Below are 18485 nucleotides of genomic sequence, written 5' to 3' on the forward strand. Positions count from 1 at the left end.
GCTTCCAGTGCTGCGAGGCATAGTGCATCAAAACGTTATACGAGCTGCAAGCTGCATCAGCCGCGGCGTTCTAGCACCTGTGTAGTTGCCAAAAGCTGGATTGATCTGCTGATGATAAGTTGGATTCGTTGACGCTGATCCCGACGTGTCGAATTGCGCACTCGTGTTCACGCTGGAGAACTGGGTATGGTTGAAGGTATTGTAAGTTTCTGCCCGAATTTGAAATGTCACCTTGTTCTCAATCGGAATATTTTTGATAAGTGACATATCCCAGTCATTGATACCCGGGCCATAGAACTCAGGATGCCATCCAGTTCCAGCAGACCCCACGGGGGTATATGCAAATGCCGCCGTGTTGAAGTACCGGTAGAACGTCCGTGACCCGCGGGCTACTTTCGGATTGCCTACTACCGTAACCTTGGCTCCGTCGCCGCCGCCCGTTGTGTTCTCGCCAGTGTTAGTGCTGTAGCTCACGGTCTGCGGCGCGCCAACGCTGAATGTAGTAATCCCGGAGATTTGCCAACCGTTCAAGATCGAGCGCGTAGCCCAGTTGTTTATGGAGCCACGCACCTTGGGCAAATCGGCTAGCCAGTTTGCAACCAGCCTTTGCGGCCTATCCATGCTGGTTACTCCATATGTCGTCCGCTGCGGCAGATACAACGTCGACGCGTTATAGCTCAGCGACTTCGACCATGTATAAGCCACACCAAACTGAGATCCTTTGGAGAAGTGTTTATTAAGTTGTACCTGCAATGCATGATTGCTTCCTGTATTTCCCCATGCGGTGTAGTTGATGCTGCCATAACCAGGGCGTGGGCGAAAGAAGTTGTCTGGCAGCGGCGTGCATCCCGGCAATAGTCCATTATGAGGTGAAGCCAAGGTAGAGGTACATGCCAAGCCCGGGTTCGGCCCTGCAGCGGACTGCGTAGTTGTCGGATCCTGATTCTGTGGAAGGAACTCAGCACCGTACGGAACTTCATTTAGATTGATGCCATAAGGTAGATGACGCGACAGAACGCCGACGTAAGCGATGTCCAGCACCGTCTGGAAGCCAATGTCTTGCTGTACTCCCAGCGTCATGTTCATCGTTTGTGGCAGATGAGAGTTGTATTGCAACAGTGAAGTGGACGACGGGCTCAACAGTCCCTGCGCTTGAAGGAATGTCGCCACATTGCCGTAGTACTGCGTTGGATAAAAGATCGTTGGCGGATTGAATGCCTGTCCACCAACCTGCCCCTGGTACGCTCTCTGGTTGTTGAACATACCAAAGCCGCCGCGAATCGCCATCTTGCCATTGCCGAAGACATCATAGGCAAAGCCAACACGGGGAACCACCAACACTCCCTGGCTCTTAAAGAACCCGGGAAAGTTCGGGCTGGATGCGGCTACCGATCCAGACGCCGGATTCCCAATATTTGGCACAAAGTCTCCTATATAGGCAGCGGGATAGATCTTTCCGGTGGTCGGGTCCTCGGCTACTCGGCCTGGCTTCCCCGTGGCTGGGTTGGTTCCTTCCACAGGACGATACATTGGGGGAGCCTGCGAAGCGTCGTACTGACTTAGCACAAGTGCAGCGCCTTCGTTACCCTTCAAACCTTGTGGAATATCCAGAGTGAAACGCAGACCATACTCCAGCGTCAGCTTTCGCGTCGCTCTCCAGTTGTCCTGCGCATACCACTCAAAGCTGTTCGCCTGACCATAGTAGTTTGGGCGCGCCGAGCTTTCCTGATAGGTATCAAAATAGCCGAGCAGCGGCTCTGCAAAAGCATAGCCAGTGTTATATGGATTATTTGGATTCGCTCCGGTGAAGGTAAGCGCACCGGCAAAAGAAGCATTACCAGAGTGGTGAGACTGCTTGTAGACAGCGTCATCTGCGTAAATTCCGAACTTCATCGTATGTTCGCGATGTACCCAGCTCAGTCCGTCCGACACCGAGGCCATCACAACCACATCATCCATAGGGGTACGTGGGTCCCATCCTATCCCCGGCGAACTCGGGATAACACCATAGGACAAACCTGGAATCAAGTTCAGCGGATTATTCTGCGGATAAAGCTGTCCCAGGCTGATTCCCTGTGCTGTCTTACTAAACTCATTCAATGACGCCGCCGACAAGCCCGAAGATTCGAACCACAGACCTGTACCTAACGCCAATTCGTTCACAATATTTGAGGTAGGTGCATAGGTTATATTCAGCGCAAAGCTTGGTGCTTGCGTGTCATAGAACTCCGTGCCTGTCATCCAATAGGCGCCATTGCCCCCAGGAGTGGCGCGCCCGGTATCGTTATCTGTAAGATTCGTGCCGCGAAAGTAGATGCGCCATTTCACTGACGGATCGAAGTCCAAACGCAGAATCTGTTGATTTGCGGGCTCGCTTGCAGAGTCTGAAGTGACGAAGTTATATTGCCTCTTGCTTACCGCAGTGTTGGTAAAGTTGGGCAACGGGAAGATGCTCTGCAGCTTCTGCATCACCGTGTTAATACGATTCTGTGGGATTACGTTGCCCGGAAACTGCAACCCCGTCTCAGGATCCGTCACCACATACAGTGACCCATTCGGCTGATAGCTCTGCGAAAAATCGCCCTGCCGCTCCAGCGACGTCGGCAAAGTGTAATAGCCGATACCTTCCGGCTGCGAGTTCGGCTCATAATCTTCGGAGAAGAAGAAGAACAACTTGTCCCGCAGAGAACGCAACCTGCCGGGTCCAAAGATCGGCCCTCCGATCGTCCCATTGATCGTGTTGTACCGATACCGCGAACGAGCAACCCCATTCCGGTTATTGAAATAGCTATTCGCATTCAGGTCTTCATTGCGGAAGTAATAGGCCAAGCTGCCGTGGAAGTTCCGCGTTCCCGACTTGCTGACCACATCCACAATAGCTCCGGCCACCTTGCCATACTCCGCCTGATAGTTCGCATCCAGAACCTTCACTTCCTGGATCGCGTCCATATTCAGTGGGCCTTCCACCACACCTACATTGCGCGTGTTCGAAGCTACGCCATCCGTGTTGATGCTGACATAGTTGTTGCTGACGCCATTGAAGTCTCCAACACTAGCCGAATTCAGCATGGCATTGCCATTGCCCTCATAATCGGACCCCGGCAAAATGCGCATCAGGCTGCTGAAGTCGCGTCCCAGAGACATCAACCCTTGCATCTGTTCCGAAGTAATCTCCGTCGACCGCTCTGTGCTCGTCGTCTGCACCGGCGTCACGTCCGCGGTCACTGTCACCGCCGCACTCACCGACCCTACCGGTAGCGCCAGCGTTCCCGCCGACAGGTGACCTGCCGCCAGCAGCACCATGCCTTTCTTGTCCAGCTTCTTAAAGCCATCCTTCTCCACGCTGACGGTATACGTTCCCGGCTTCACCACCGGAAACACAAACAGACCCTTTGCATCTGTCTGGGTCACCTGCGTCACCCCGGTCAGCTGCTCCATCAGGGTAATATTTGCCCCGACAATTGCTGCTCCTTGTGAGTCCACTACCTCTCCGTTGATCACGCCACTGGTCGTCTGTCCCCAGGCACCAGCACAAATTCCCACCATCAGAATCGTAAGTAAGAGGTGTCCCAACACCCCTCTAAATTGCCGAATCATTTCCATACCTCACCCCCGAATGAAAGAACAGCAGTTGGCTTTCATAAGCGAAATAAAAACATCACATAGAAAAGCGATAGGGTGAATTGGAGCCCTTTTAGAGTGTGTTTGAAAAGTAAAAACGGGTAATCTGAGGGTACGAACCGTACTTGCCTATTATTTTCAATAAGATGCTGGCCGCGATCACAGTCAGCCATCGCCAGGCAACAAAGCAGAATCATGCCTCTCCTCGCGATGAGAGGCACGAGAATCAGCAACTTTCTAATAAAGGAAGGTTCGAGAACAATAGAAAACGATCCGAATCAGTGGTGATCCGAAGCAGCATTAGCAGCCTCAGGCTGCCGTTTGTATACCAGAACCCGCCGTGGCGAAATCGGTGCGCCACCCCGTTCGGGCACCAGAAGCAAGGCCTCAAATGGAGGAACGCGTCCTCCCGGACCGACCCCAAGGCTGCTCAACAGCCCCTGCAACAAATCGGGATTACACAAAAAGTCCGCCGCGCCCTCGGACCCGTATGTGTTGGTTCCGGCAAGGATCAGAATCCGGTGCTCGGGAGTTGTCCCCTCCGTCAACGCGACAATGGCATAATCATTTCCGTTATTAAAATCTTTGCTCGCAAAGTAATACTGTTGCCCTCCCGACGCCGGCTTACTGTCAAGAACCGCACCCTGTCCCTGGAACGGCTCCGCATTCGCACCTTTCAGGCTGAACCGCTGCAGCTGCGGCAAGAGCGCAAAGGCGGCATTCTGCACCTGTCCGCCCAGAAAAATCAGGTTGGAATGATTTGCATCATCCCATGTAAACAGGTGAGCCCGCTTCGGGGTCACATCATGCCCCATCTGCTCGATTCGCTTCGTAATGGCCACCAGCGCCATCGATTCTCCCGTGCCCGTCAACATATCGATCGTGCCGTCCGCATGGGAGTCATCTGGCTCGACCAGTTTCATTCCTGTCTCCGGCAACCCACGAAATGTCGGATTGGGAAAAATCATCAGTGGGTCGCCGCCCCTCAGGAAATCTCCCCAGAACGTCTCGATAGGAGCAGGGACCTGCGCCTTTGGCGGACGGCGCATCGCCACATATTCGGAAACACATGCTACGGCAAGACATGCCGTTAACACCCACAACAGCGCACTAGGCCACTTACTCCGCTGGGCCCGCACTTGTTCTGTGGTCTGAGTGGCTTCCAGTGACTCTGCTTGTCCCGCGCTCACAGCAGCAGGCGCATGTACCGTCTCCCTGAAAGAAAAAGACAGCGCATAGCTACCTTTGGGCAGCTCAATCAGAATAGGGTCGTGCAGCCCTTCATGCAGATAGTACTCTGCCAGCTTGGAGCGCAACCGGCTGGCAATCGCCCGTACCGTCGAATCGAGCCGCGAATCGAAATTCGAGTTCCTACGCAACACCTGAGTCGCAATCTCATATTCCTTGACGGTCTTCCCCGGATGCTCCACCGCCTGCTGCGTCAAATAAACAAAGACACTCCGCACCGTTTCAGAGCTCACGAAACCACTACTGCTGGCAACCTTGTGAACCTGTGCCTGAATCTCCTCCGGGCTTGGGCTTTCCACTCTCATGTCAACATCTTCACCCATGAATATGGATTACCCCAAATTCTTTCTTGTCTTCGCCGCAGCCTTCCCCCGTCGCTGCGCCGTACCCTGCTTCTAAGCCTCCTTGCAGAAAACTTGAGTGACTCCACCAAAACCAACTACATCACTTTCATAAAAGATCGAGCCCAGACAATCGAGTCCGGGCTCGCGAACATTTGGCCTACTGAGTCACAGCGAAACCGGCGTGCAGGCTGGCTTTCGAATCTCCTCCAGCCCACACATCAAACTCCGATGCTTCCACAACCCACTTCTTTGTCTGAGGGTCCCAGAAATGCAACTCGTGCGACCCCAGCGGAAACGTGAGTGTCTTCTTCTCACCTGGCTGCAGGCTAACTCGTTTGAATCCCTCCAACTGCCTTACCGGCCGCGAAGCCGATCCGTAACGCTGATGGATATAAACCTGCGCAACTGCGTCGCCAGCCACAGAGCCAGTGTTAGTCACATCGACGCTCACCTCATTCGTATCACCCGCAGCCATGCTCGCTTTGCTCAGGCGAAGATTCGCGAACTGGAACGTCGTATAGCTAAGCCCATACCCAAAGGGATAGAGCGGCTTTGAATTCATGTCCCAATAGCGCGAAGTGAACCCAGGTTGGTCTTCAGGTTCATGCGTCAGATTGTGGTTATAGTAGAGCGGCTCTTCTCCAGCCACGCGAGGCCAGCTCACCGGCAGCTTCCCTCCCGGATCTACATCTCCAAAGAGCACATCGGCCACAGCATCCCCGCCCTCGGTGCCCGGATACCATGCCTCCAGAATCGCCGGCACATGCTCCGATGCCCAACGAATATCCAGTGGCCGTCCGTTCTCAAGCACCAGTACAACAGGCTTGCCCGCAGCAGCTACAGCCTCCAGCATCTGTTCCTGGATCCCTGGCATATTGAGCGTGGCGCGCGATGCGGCCTCGCCATTCATATCTGCCGTTTCACCCATAACGGCCACGACAACATCAGCATTCGCAGCAGCCGCCTTAACCTTCGTAATCCAGTCAGCAGTCTCTTCAGGCGTCGGAGGAGGAGACATCTTTACGCCTTTAAGCTGATCCAGCAGCCCCGGATACAGACGCGAAGGCACCGGTCCCGAGACAAGCGTAACCTCCGCATCAGATCCAAGCATTTTTTTAATTCCCGCATACACCGTGACAGGATGGCTCTTGCCACTCGGCCCAAACAAACCCTCGACCGTCCATCCTCCCTCGATGTCCTGAGTCGAGTCCGCCAACGGTCCAATGACGGCGACCTTCTTCAAGCCCTTCGACAACGGCAGCGTGTGGTCTTCATTGCGAAGCAGAACCATCGACCGTCCCGCCAGCTTCCGCTCCAGTGCCAAACCCTCCGGACGATCCAGTACCGTGTTCACCTTCGACTCATCCACATAAGGATGATCAAAGAGCCCAAGATCGTACTTGGCTTCCAGAACCGGCAAAACCATCTGGTCGATATAGGTCTCGCTCACCCTGCCCTCTTTCACCAGCTTGGCAAGATTGTGTGTATAAGTCTCGCTCGCCATATCCATATTCAAGCCAGCCGTAATGGCCTTGTAAGCCGCATCCTCCGGGTCCTTCGCATAGCCATGCGTCTGCAGATTTTGAACGGCAAACGCATCCGACAACACAAGCCCCTGAAACCCCCAGTCTTTCCGCAGCACATCCGTCAGCAGCCAATGGTTCCCGCTCGCAGGAACGTCGTTCAGGTCCATATATGCGCTCATAAAGCTGCCTGCCCCCGCCTGTTCCGCCGCATGAAACGGGACCAGGTAGACATTACGCATCAGCTCTTCCGGCACATACGACGAATCGTAGTCGCGACCACCATCGGCTGCGCCATAGCCCGCAAAGTGCTTCACGCAGGCCAGCACACTTTCTGGCCCCATATGCTCACCTTGAAACCCAAGCACCTGAGCCCGCGCCATCGCAGCACCCAGATACGGGTCTTCACCAGCGCCTTCCACAATGCGGCCCCAGCGCGCATCGCGCGCAATGTCCACCATCGGCGTAAACGTCCACTCGATTCCCGCCGCACGCGCATCCTCAGCCGCCAAATGCTGCGCCCGTTCCTCCACCGAAGGGTCCCACGACGAGGCCATCGCCAACGGCACCGGGAACACCGTGCGATATCCATGGATCACGTCGAATCCAAACAAAATGGGGATATGCAGCCGCGACTTCTCGACCGCAAGATGCTGCAGCCGATTAATCTCGTGAACATCGTTCAGCCAAAGGACAGAACCAACTCGTCCCTGAACGATCAGGTTGTCCGGCTTTTCATCCGCAAGTCCCTGCAGCACGATTCCAGACGCCTGATTCAATTGCCCAATCTTTTCATCAAGTGTCATCTGCTTCAGCAAAGACTCCGCCTTCTGCTTAGCGGCTGAGCTGAAGAGAGCATCCTGAGCGGCAGCCGAAGCCGCGGCCATCACCAACAACACGCACAATAGAGCCAATCTGGAACCCCACTTCAAAGGCATCGTCACCATTCCCTCCATGAACTTCGCAATCCCTCAAATCATCCAAGTCTCCCTCAATCGATTTATTTGAGAGAAAACTGAATTTACCTTGCCAATTTGCGCCTACGTTTATACAGGTGACCAGGCAAAATACTCAAGAACAATTGATCTGCCCTTCTGTATTCGTGACGGCCAACCCGCTTCACCAACTTGATAGAGTAGTGTCATGGATATCGTTGAGCAGGATATGAAAGCAGCAGGTCTGCCCACAGGCTTCCAGTGGGGCGCAGGCAAGGCAGGAATCAAGGCCAGTGGAAATCTGGACGTAGCCGTAGCCATCGCGCCCAAAATGGCAACTGCAGCGGCCATGTTCACCCGCAACCAGGTCGTAGCCGCCCCAGTCACAGTGGGCCGCAGACATCTTGCCGCAACAGACGGGCGCGTAGGCGCAGTGCTGGTCAACGCTGGCAACGCCAACTGCGCCACCGGTCAGCCAGGCATCGACGCCTGTCTCTCCACCTGCTCAGCCGCAGCCGAAACCTTCGGCTGCATCTTCGACGAGGTCTTCCCTTCCTCCACCGGAATCATCGGCGTACCGCTTCCTGCCGAAAAAGTCATCGCCGCTCTCCCGAAGCTCAAAGACTCAATCGGCAGCGCAGACGAACACGCCGAGCTCTTCGCCCAGGCGATCATGACAACCGACACCAAAAAGAAGGTCGCCCGCGCTGTCGTAGATGTCGACGGCGCCGAGGTCCGTATCTTTGGCGCAGCCAAAGGCGCAGGCATGATCTACCCACGCCTCGGTCCGCCACATGCAACCATGCTGGTCTACATCTTCACCGACCTTAGCGCCACCAGCGAAGAGCTCCGCGCCGCATTAGCGCCAGCCGTCGAACGCAGCTTCAACTGCATCTCCATCGACGGTGACACCTCCACCAACGACACCGTGCTTCTCCTCGCCAGCGGTGCCAGCGGCGTCAAAATGAGCGACCGCGTTCGCGAGCCCTTTGAAAACGCCCTCAAGCTCGTCTGCGCTTCGCTTGCCCATCAGATTGTCGACGACGGCGAAGGCGTCGGTCACGTCGTCACGCTCCACATCACAGGAGCCCGCACCGAAGCCGACGCAAAGCAGGTAGCCACATCTATCGCCCATTCACCACTTTGCAAAACAGCGTGGTCCAGCGCCGATCCGAACTGGGGCCGCCTTCTCGCCGCCGCCGGATACAGCGGCGTGTCCTTCAATCCCGCCAACGTGCGTATCACCATCGGCGCGCAACCCGTCTTCGAACTCGGTGTCAGGTCTGAAGCCTTCAACGAAGCCGCCGCCCACGCCGCCATGTCCGAGCGCGAGTACACCATCACCATCGACCTCGGAACAGGCCATGCCGAATGCCGCTTCGTCACCTGCGATCTCACGCAGGAATACGTCAAGATCAACGCCGACTATTCCACTTAGATCGCGCTTCAGTCCTTTTTCTTATCCAGCCGCAGATACGCCCGTCGGCGAAGAACACCGCGTGCAACGACCGCCAGCAGAATGCAGCACAGCGCAATCAGCGCAGCCATCGCCCACGGATAATTTGCAAAGAAGATATGCGTGCGTACCCAGATCGAAAGCGATCCCACACCATACATCACATTGCCGATCCGGTAAGAATTGAACTGCCCACCATGCAGCACACTTACCGTCTGTGAGATGTCCGACGATTGCGAGTTCCTCAAGAACGCTGAAATTAACCCACTCGCATTCTCTCTGTCGCGCATCACGACCAACACCACCGACCGGCCCGAGCGCGCAGGCCACTGTGTCGCCTCGATCAAAGCATCAGGCAAACCGCCCGAAGTCTCCAGCTCGCCCGACTGCACGCGATCCGAGCTCCGCACCTTCCACCACGCATGTTGAAACTGGCTGAAAAAACCCTGCGTGTCCTGAATATGCAGGCCACTTCCATCCACCATCACAGGCAGCGACGGATTCAACCGCGCGATCGCATCCTGGTCGCCAACCGTCCCAATGACGAGATAGTCTTTGCCGCCCGGCGCCATCCCTTCAGCGTTCGTGACGCCCACATTCAACACCGGATAGCCCGTCTGCGCCCCGAAGTGTCCCATCAACGCCAGGTAAAGCTCCATCTCTTCCGGCCCGGGCACGTCCGGCATCACCACCGCGGTATCGCTCAAATCAGCCTTGCGTGTAAACGGATATCCCGCATTCGCAAAGATCTCCAGATCAGGCAACACTGCCCAATGCGGAATCCCGCGCAGGTCGAGATAAGAATCCTTCAGCACAGCGCCCTGCAAATCAGACGCAGCAGCGTCGCGGCACTTCGCGTCTTCCGCCACCCTCCATGCAAACTTGATCCGCAGCGTATTCGACGAAGGCCGCATGTCCGAGACCGGCACCGGCACCAGCACTTCCGGCCCGGTCGCTACCTTGTCCGAATGAGGTAAAGGCACAGCGTTCACAAACCCGCCATTCACACTCACCTGCATCGTGCTGCCATCGGCCAGCGGAACACCGTTGTAACGATAACGAAGATGCAAGCCAAGGTTCTGAATCGTGCCGTAGTAAAGATCAGGCGGCAGACGCAGATAAGCCGTCACCGGCGTGCTCCCGTCGCTTTCAAGATCGCCCGGCTGAGTAAACTCTCCAATCGGCGTAATCTTCTCCGTGTCCAGCCAGCGCGGAGCGTCATCAGGTCTGCGCGGCGCAGGCATTGCCAGCGACTTGATCGCAACCTGATCGCCCTGCAACATATCTCGTTGCAGTGAAAGTGCACGCGCAGCCATCAGCAGTTCATCTGCATCTCTACCCGTAATCACCAGCGCCTTAGAGTACAGGTCCGACGGATTGTCGCGCATCGCAATCACCGCACTCGCGCCCCCATGAACCTGAAGCGTAGGCGGAAGTGCCGCCGTATTCTCGCTCAGCACAATCACGTTTCCTTGAGGAATCTTCCCGACACTCACAGGAAATTGAACCGGCCGCGAATCGGCTAACATGCCAAACCATGAAGCCACGACGCCAGCCGCCTCCAGCGCCTTCTCCGAGGGCTGACTCAAAAACACAATCGGAACGGAAGGATGGTAATCGACCGCCGCATCATAAAACGGAATAGGAAGCAGTCGAAGATCATCATGAAGAGGCTCTAGCGCACCAGTAAACTCAATACTGGAGCTCGTATCCACATGGCTCCACAGCGTCGAGTTCGCAGTATCTTCGCACTCCGCTTTATAGTGGCCAACAAACTCGAAGTTTAGATCGTTATCGCGCGCCAGCAACTCCGCAGGTAAGGTAACAGTCGCATCAAGCGCAGGACTGCGCTCAGCACGCGAGGCATCCGCCGCATCGTTGCCTGAGGGCGCATTCCCTAGTGGCACATTCACAGTCTGCGAAGTTACAGCAGGAGGAGGCGCGACCGTCAGCGTCGTCACCAGCACTCCATTCAAGCTCACATTCAAATGGCTGATCGTCGGAACCAATCCCGGCGAAAAGTGATAGTGCAACTTCAACACCGCAGTCGTCACATGCTCTGTCAGCGGCAGCGAAAACCGCACCGTGCGGTGCGCATCTTCGCCATGCAAAACAATCGTGTTCTGCACTCCGAGATCGGTCAGTGTCGCAGTACGATCAAACGTCCCCTGCAATGCCTGCGCGGCCGCCGACTCCGGTGCAGCGGCGCTCATTTGTCCACGCAGCGTTCCCGTCGCAGCCAGAGCAAGCAGAACAAGGCCTGCAGCAGCACCCGTCTTCGAACCTCCAACCATCCCCCTCAGCGTCTGAGCGATGCCACGAGTCGACAGCTTAAAAATATGCCGCAGACTCTTCAAAGGCCGGTCAGCCAGATGCGCCTCGCCCCAGCCCAGCCACGCATCGGCACGCGAATACAACACCAGCGTCAGTGCTTCCTCTTCCTGCACGCTCAACGTGCCAAACTTCGCGCGAAGAATATTGCCATCGACTCCAGCCACCACTGCGGGAAACTCCGCAGTTCCGCTCAACACCGGAAGCCCAACCTTAATGTGCCCGCCGACCTTGGCCTTAAACCCGCGCTCCATCCGCACCATCACGCCGCCACTCGAAACATTCGCGGTCACGCCATGCACCGGACTTCCACTCGCGAGCTTTACCTCTGCCGGAAGATGCATCGTCACCCGCACGCTCTGCCGCCTCTGCCGCTCCTCCCACGCTACAGCAATCGCAACGCCCAGAATGACAAGGTTGAAGCACGCCCAAAGCAAATTCATCACAATCGTACCGACATGCTGGCCATCGTACATCGAAGCCAGCACACTCAGCGCCCAGTTGTGACCGGAACTCGGAACATGCCAGATGCGCGGAATCGCGCACAGCACTCCCGCAAAGTTCAACCCGAAGAGCAGAAGAAACGGCTGCGCAATGCGCACATCGAAGAACCGCCGCTCCACCACGCCGCCCTTCGCCGTCACGTTGAACTTACCCAGCTTCGGACTGATCAGTGCCAACAACGTCGGCAGCAATATATAAGGAGCCAACACAGTCTCATAGATCTCGTTCCAGAACGAGTACCTGTGCCGTCCCTGAATCCGCGAGTTTGTCAGGTTCGCGAGCACAAGATGAGGCAGCGCATACGCAAGAATCGCCGCCCAGTAGCCAGGAATATTCACATGCCCCAGCATTAAATAGATCAACGGCGCCGTCAGAAAAATCAGCCGCGGCAGCGCGTATAGAAAGTGCGTCATCGCGTTGAAGTAGCACAGCCTCTGCGCCGTCGTCAGTCCCGGCGCAAACAGCGGATTGTCCGTCCGAAGCACCTGCACCATCCCGCGTGCCCACCGAATCCGCTGCCGCACATGTCCTCTCAACTGCTCCGTCGCTAATCCAGCGGCCTGCGGAATATTCACATACGCGGTGTTCCACCCATGCATCTGCATCCGCAACGACGTGTGCGCGTCCTCCGTCACTGTCTCGACTGCCATTCCCCCAGCTTCATCCAGCGCGGTTCGCCGAATCACAGCGCACGATCCGCAGAAAAACGCCGCGTTCCAGAAATCATTACCATCCTGCACAACACCGTAAAAAAGCTCGCCCTCATTCGGCACCGCGCGAAACTGATGTAGGTTCCGTTCAAACGGATCGGGCGAATAAAAATGATGCGGCGTCTGCACCATCCCCAACCGTTCATCGCGCAGAAACAACCCCATCGTCATCTGCATGAAGCTGCGCGTAGGCACGTGGTCGCAATCGAAGACAGCAACAAATGGCGCATCAATCTGCTTCAGCGCATGATTGATATTGCCTGCCTTCGCATAAAGATTGTCATCGCGCGTGATATATCCAATGCCAAGTTCTTCGGCAAACTTGCGAAACTCCTCGCGCCGGCCATCATCCAGAATGTAGACATTCAGCTTTCCGACAGGCCAGTCAATATTCATCGCCGCAAACGCCGTATGCCGCACCAGGCTCAGTGGCTCGTTATACGTTGGGATCAGTAGATCGATCGCGGGCCACGTCGCCGTATCCTCCGGCATCGGCTCAGGTGCACGTCCCAACGGCCACAGTGTTTGAAAGTACCCCAGGAAGAGCACTGCCGCCGCATAAGTCTCCGCCGCCAATAGCAGGCATATGAAGAACGTATCCAGCCCGCTCCAGTTCGATCCCGGATCGCGAAAGTAGCGCGTCGTGCGCTCCAGCCGCCAGAAGCCATACCTGCATGTCGAAAAGATCGAGGCCATCATCAGCGTCAGCGTGATGATCTTTGAGTCAGAGCTGCGGTCCAGCCACACCACCACCAGCACCGTCAGCAGTCCCAGCACAATCTGCTGTGGCCACGTCAACAGAAGAGTAGCTGTAAAGCAAAGCAGAAAGCCGCAGACCGCAACGCAAAGCGCCCGCAGTGCCTTGTAACTCAATCCTTCGCTTGATTCGAACTTCCTCCACTGAGGAAGGTCCGTCATCGTTCGCTCCACCGCACATTGCGGAAGCCCGCCGTCGCCGGCGCGGCAACACCGCGCAGCCACGTAGCCAGGTTCCTGTAATCCTCCGCCACAGGAACGTCCGGCGCATAGTCCACCACCGTCATTCCCTCTGCCAGAGCCTCACTCACCACCGGCGACTGCCGAATGACAAACGGCAGCAACCGATCGCCCAGTTGTCGTCGCAACACCTCTCGCACATCAAGGTGCAGTGGCAGCGACGAATCAAACTGGTTCAGCACATAATACGGCTGTAGCGGACGCCCATCCACATTCGCAACTCCCTGGAAGTACCGCTCCACCGCTTGCAGACTGATCACCGAATTCATATCCGGCGCCAGCGGCACAAGCACCGTCGGGCTCATCCTCGCCAGCCTCTTCACAATCCAGCCTGAGCTCGAAGTCAGGTCCAGCAGAATCCTCTGCGTGCCACGGCTGTTATTGACGATCTCGTCCGCCAGAGCCTCCTGCGCGGCATCATCGCTGCCCTTCTGCTCAATATCGTGGCTCACCAAATAGATCGGCGCATCCGTGCTTCCGCTTGGCGGCGAGAACGTCCTCACCGTATCGGGCCTCAACTCACTCGCGCCAAAATAAAACGGCAGCAGCCCATGCGAAGTCGTATCCGTCAGCAAAACCTTTTCCCCAAGCGAAGAAAGCGCACGTCCCACCGTAGCGACCATGCTCGTCTTACCCACACCGCCCGCCAGCGAAAACACCGCCAGCACCGGCGTACGCGTCTCTTTCTGACGTACCGGAATAGCCTCCGGCAACTCCTGCCCAGGCTGTTCAAAGACTCCCTTCAACGCAAACCAGCGCGAGGCAACTCGTTCGCGCGAATGCTGCAGCGTCTCCGCAACGGAAGGCTGCACCGGCGGCGCAGGAGCAGGCACAGGCTTCGGCTTCACTGCTGCCTGCGGTGACGGCGGCGCATACAGCCACGCCGGGCCCGCTGGCTCTGGCGCAAACTGCGCACGCTGTGTGGAATAGTTCGGTTCCGACAGCGGTTCAGGCACTGCACGCCGCACGGGCTCACTTCCCGGCACAGCCTGCTTGTAATCAAAATCGTCCTGTGCACGTCGCCCACGAGGCGCCAGCACACTGCCCGCCTGCTCTGACGAACCAGCAAAATCCCCTTCTCTCTGCTGTGCCGCCAGCGCGGCCTGCTGAGCCAGATCGTCCCTCCGCGCAGCAAAACCCGGATCCGCGTTCGCAAACTGGGCTGGCAACTCCATCTCCTGCCTCTGCACACGCCGCTCTTGAATCGGCGAATCTCCACGCCGTGGCCCAGCGCCCGGAGGTGTTTTAAAGATCACAGCCGAAGGCCTGTCCGGATACATCGAAGCCGAAGCAGGTGTAATCTCCTGCCTCGCTGCCTGCGGAGCACGGCGTTCCCGCTCCACGCGAACGGCATCGTCTGCAATAGCGCCCAATTCTGCTCCACGATAGATCTCACGCACTCCCGAAGCATCATCCGGACGATATCCCTGCGGCCTGCGTGAACCCTGTCGCTCCTGCTCAGCAGTAAAGTCACCCGCGCGGCGGCTACGTCCCGGACGAACCTCTTCCAGCGAAGGATGCGATTGCACCGGCACACTCCTGAATCGTTCCGCATCCACATAACGTTCGGCCTGCCGTTGTGCCGCAGCACGTGCCTCTGCAATCTCCTGATCAGCAGGCACAACGGCATTCGAAGCAGCCACGCGAACATCCTGGCCTGCATCGTGCGGCCCATGCTGCCTCGAAGCTTCAGTATCACCTTCAACATTCGCAGCGGCGGGCCCGTGCAACTGTTCAGCCGCACGCTGCCTCAACTGCGCCCGATGCTCGCGCCGAGAGTCGGAAAAGTCACGATACCGCGCACCATGCATATTGGCCCAGGAGTACAGCACCGCGACGTCTTCCGGTGGCTGCGCGCCCTCCTGGGCTTCGATCTTGTCCGTGTCCTGTGAGTCCTTCATTTCAGGTCCTGCTGCCAGTCCGTTTCGTGTTCCGTTTTCCTAAAAACCCACCTCATTCGCGATTGCACAGGCACACGTCCGACACCTCTCGTGCAATAGCCTCAGGCTACGTTCGCCGTCCTCTCAAGTCAATGAATTGCCGTGCGACTTTCGGGTTACAGCGCCAGAAAACAGTGGGAAAAACCCGGATAAATCAAGTCAATTGCCCAACCGAATCACTCTCCGCTTTCATCTCGCCCGTCCCGCCGCGGCCTGCGGAAATACACGGTCAAATGTGCTAACTTGAATACAGTGGTTTGAGAGCGTAGCTCAGTTGGTAGAGCATCGCCCTTTTAAGGCGTTGGTCCTGGGTTCGAGCCCCAGCGCTCTCACCATCTTCTCTCCACTGCTACTTTCACTATTTGGCCCAATTACAATAAAACAGGCGTTTTTACGTCATGTGCCGCAGGCGCTAGCTCTATCCTTCAGCGAACGTCTCCCTCACGCCCTCTTCCAGCGAAGTAAATGGCTCCGCATACCCAGCCGCCCTCAGGCCCGCAACATCCGCCTGCGTGTAGTGCTGATATCGGTTCTTCAAATCACCCGGGAACGGAATGTACTCAATCTTCCCCGGCCCATGCACCTGCATCAGCGCCTCGGCAACAGCCTTGAACGTCCGCGCCTCGCCCGTCCCCGCATTCACAACCGCATGGACCTGCTTCTTCACCGCATTCGGCCCAATCCCGGCAAAGAACATATTGATCGCCGCCAGGTCGCGCACAAACACAAAGTCGCGCCTCTGTTCCCCGTCCGCATAGCCGCCCGAGCCCTCAAACATCCGGATCGTCCCCGTCTCTTTGAGCTGCCGCGTAAAGTGGTGCATCACGCTCGCCATCCTGCCCTTGTGCTGCTCGCGCGGCCCATAGACATTGAAGTACCTCAACCCAACCACCGTGCTCTTGAACGTAGGCATCAATCGCCGCACGTAATCATCAAACACCAGCTTCGAGTATCCATACACATTCAGGGGACGCTCATTCGCAGACTCCTCAGTAAACTCCGTACTCGCGCCATACACCGCCGCCGTCGAGGCATACACAAACGGAATCCGCTGGTCCGTCACATAGTGCAGCAACTCCTTCGAATAGGTGAAGTTGTTGTCCATCATGTAGCGCCCATCATCTTCCAGCGTGTTCGAGCACGCCCCCTGATGCAGTACTGCCCTCACCTTCACGCTGTCAAAATCACCATCCTTCAGCGCCGCGCGAAACTCCCGCTTGTCCATATAGTCCGAGTACTCAGCGCCAGCGAGATTCAAAAACTTCGGCCCACTCAAATTCGGCGCAGGCGCAAGGTTGTCGACAACCAGAATGTCGCGTTCACCCATGCGGTTGAGCTCGTGAACGATATTGCTGCCAATAAAACCCGCGCCACCCGTAACAATAATCACGATCTATTTCCCTTCGTTGTTCGCCAGTTTCTTCACAATATTGGTGGTCGAAAACCCTTCCACCGTCGGAACAATCTCAACGCGCCCACCCGCGGCAATCACGTCTTCATGTCCCACAACTGTCTCCACAGTGTAGTCGCCGCCCTTCACCAGCACATTCGGTCGAACAGCACGAATCAACTCCAGCGGAGTGTCTTCTTCAAATAACGTCACCGCATCCACAGCCGCCAGCGCAGCCATCACCCGCGCACGTTCCCGCTCGCCCACAATCGGACGCGACGGTCCCTTCAAGCGGCAGATCGAATCATCCGCATTCAGCCCCAACACCAGCTTCGAGCCAAACCTCCTGCACTCCTCCAGCAGCGTAATGTGCCCCACGTGTAGAAGGTCGAAGCAGCCATTTGTAAACACAATCGTCTCGCCCGAAGCTCTCCACTCCGCCACACGTCGCTTCAGTCGCTCCAGATCAAGCACCTTCTCACCAGATGTCGTAGCCGTGCTCGGTGTCAGCGCAGCCACCAGCTCATGCCGCGCAATCGGCACCGTCCCCACCTTGCCTACTACGATTCCAGCGGCTAAGTTCGCTACTTCCACACCCGTCTCCGGCTTCAACCCGCCCGCCAGACAAGCCGCCAGCGTAGCAATCACCGTATCGCCCGCACCCGAAACATCAAAGACCTCTCGCGCCCGCGCCGGCGAGTGATATCTGCTGTCACTTCTGAGCAGCGTAATTCCCTTCTCACTCATCGTCACCGTCAGAAACTCGAAGTCATGCTCGCCAACAAGCGCCTGTCCTGCCTCCAGCAGCGCCTCCGTCTGGTGCGCAGCCACACGCGTTGCCAGCGCCAGCTCTCCAAGGTTCGGACAAACCGTAGTCGCCCCCGAGTACTTGCTGAAGTCCGGCGTCTTCGGATCAGCCAGCACCGGAACCCCAGCCGTCCTCGCCACATGAATCACCGCGCCGCAAAGCTCATTCGAAAGCGCACCCTTCGCGTAGTCCGAAAGCACCACCGCATGAACTTTAGTCGCCAACGCAGCCGCCCGATCCACCAGCCGCTTCATCTCAACCGTAGGCGGCACATCGCGGCTCTCAATATCCAGCCGCAGCAACTGCTGATTCCGCCCCACAATCCTCGTCTTCGAAATCGTAGGCAGCGAGCTCGAAACTACACCCGTCGTATCGACACCAACCCGCTGCAGAATCCCAGCCAACTCCGCTTGCTCCGCGTCGTTGCCCCAGAACCCCGCCAGAAAAGTCTGGCACCCCAACCCCGCCAGGTTCATTGCAACATTAGCCGCGCCACCCGCCCGCTCATACCGCTGCGCATGACGAATCACCGGCACCGGCGCCTCAGGCGAAATCCGATCAACATCGCCATGAATATAGCGGTCGAGCATAATATCGCCCACCACCAGCACCTTCAGTTGTCCAAACCCGCCCTCAAGCAGGTTCAATATCGCATGCAGTTCCGGCAGCATCGTCGTCT

At 56.9% G+C, this 18485-nt stretch carries 8 protein-coding genes and 1 tRNA gene; 2 read left to right on the forward strand and 7 right to left on the reverse strand.

The window, feature by feature from the left end:
• Nucleotides 1-27: 27 nt before the first annotated feature.
• From IEX36_RS04755 to bglX, 3 genes are all read right to left on the reverse strand, one after another.
• Nucleotides 28-3573: a TonB-dependent receptor gene (locus IEX36_RS04755; RefSeq protein WP_188758138.1), complete on the reverse strand. Its 3546-nt coding sequence runs from the start codon at nt 3571-3573 to the stop codon at nt 28-30.
• A gap of 326 nt (nt 3574-3899) precedes the next feature.
• Nucleotides 3900-5066, reverse strand: a complete 1167-nt coding sequence (locus IEX36_RS04760; protein ID WP_229668718.1) for a hypothetical protein — start codon at nt 5064-5066, stop codon at nt 3900-3902.
• A 304-nt stretch (nt 5067-5370) separates the two neighbouring features.
• Nucleotides 5371-7674: a beta-glucosidase BglX gene (gene bglX / locus IEX36_RS04765; RefSeq protein ID WP_188759830.1), complete on the reverse strand. Its 2304-nt coding sequence runs from the start codon at nt 7672-7674 to the stop codon at nt 5371-5373.
• Nucleotides 7675-7900: 226 nt separating this feature from the next.
• Between bglX and argJ the strand changes: the two genes are divergently transcribed.
• Nucleotides 7901-9109 carry a bifunctional glutamate N-acetyltransferase/amino-acid acetyltransferase ArgJ gene (gene argJ / locus IEX36_RS04770; RefSeq protein ID WP_188759831.1) on the forward strand — a complete coding sequence of 403 codons (1209 nt, stop codon included), beginning with the start codon at nt 7901-7903 and terminating at the stop codon, nt 9107-9109.
• 8 nt (nt 9110-9117) lie between these two features.
• Here argJ and bcsA read toward each other — a convergent pair whose 3' ends face one another.
• Entirely contained in the window at nt 9118-13590 is a 4473-nt protein-coding gene (bcsA, locus tag IEX36_RS04775; RefSeq protein ID WP_188758140.1) for a UDP-forming cellulose synthase catalytic subunit, read from the reverse strand.
• Entirely contained in the window at nt 13587-15569 is a 1983-nt protein-coding gene (locus IEX36_RS04780) for a cellulose synthase operon protein YhjQ/BcsQ (RefSeq protein ID WP_188758141.1), read from the reverse strand. Before IEX36_RS04780 ends, bcsA begins: the two co-directional genes overlap by 4 nt.
• Nucleotides 15570-15867: 298 nt before the next feature.
• Between IEX36_RS04780 and IEX36_RS04785 the strand changes: the two genes are divergently transcribed.
• Nucleotides 15868-15943 (forward strand) — tRNA-Lys (locus IEX36_RS04785).
• 83 nt (nt 15944-16026) lie between these two features.
• On the opposite strand, the gene rfaD is transcribed toward IEX36_RS04785, so the two are convergent.
• Nucleotides 16027-16998 carry an ADP-glyceromanno-heptose 6-epimerase gene (gene rfaD, locus IEX36_RS04790; protein ID WP_188758142.1) on the reverse strand — a complete coding sequence of 324 codons (972 nt, stop codon included), beginning with the start codon at nt 16996-16998 and terminating at the stop codon, nt 16027-16029.
• 3 nt (nt 16999-17001) lie between these two features.
• On the reverse strand, nt 17002-18477 hold the full coding sequence (hldE, locus tag IEX36_RS04795; protein ID WP_188758143.1) for a bifunctional D-glycero-beta-D-manno-heptose-7-phosphate kinase/D-glycero-beta-D-manno-heptose 1-phosphate adenylyltransferase HldE: 1476 nt from the start codon (nt 18475-18477) through the stop codon (nt 17002-17004).
• Nucleotides 18478-18485: the final 8 nt, after the last annotated feature.

Origin of the sequence: Edaphobacter acidisoli (assembly GCF_014642855.1) — a bacterium.
GTDB classification, from domain to species: domain Bacteria; phylum Acidobacteriota; class Terriglobia; order Terriglobales; family Acidobacteriaceae; genus Edaphobacter; species Edaphobacter acidisoli.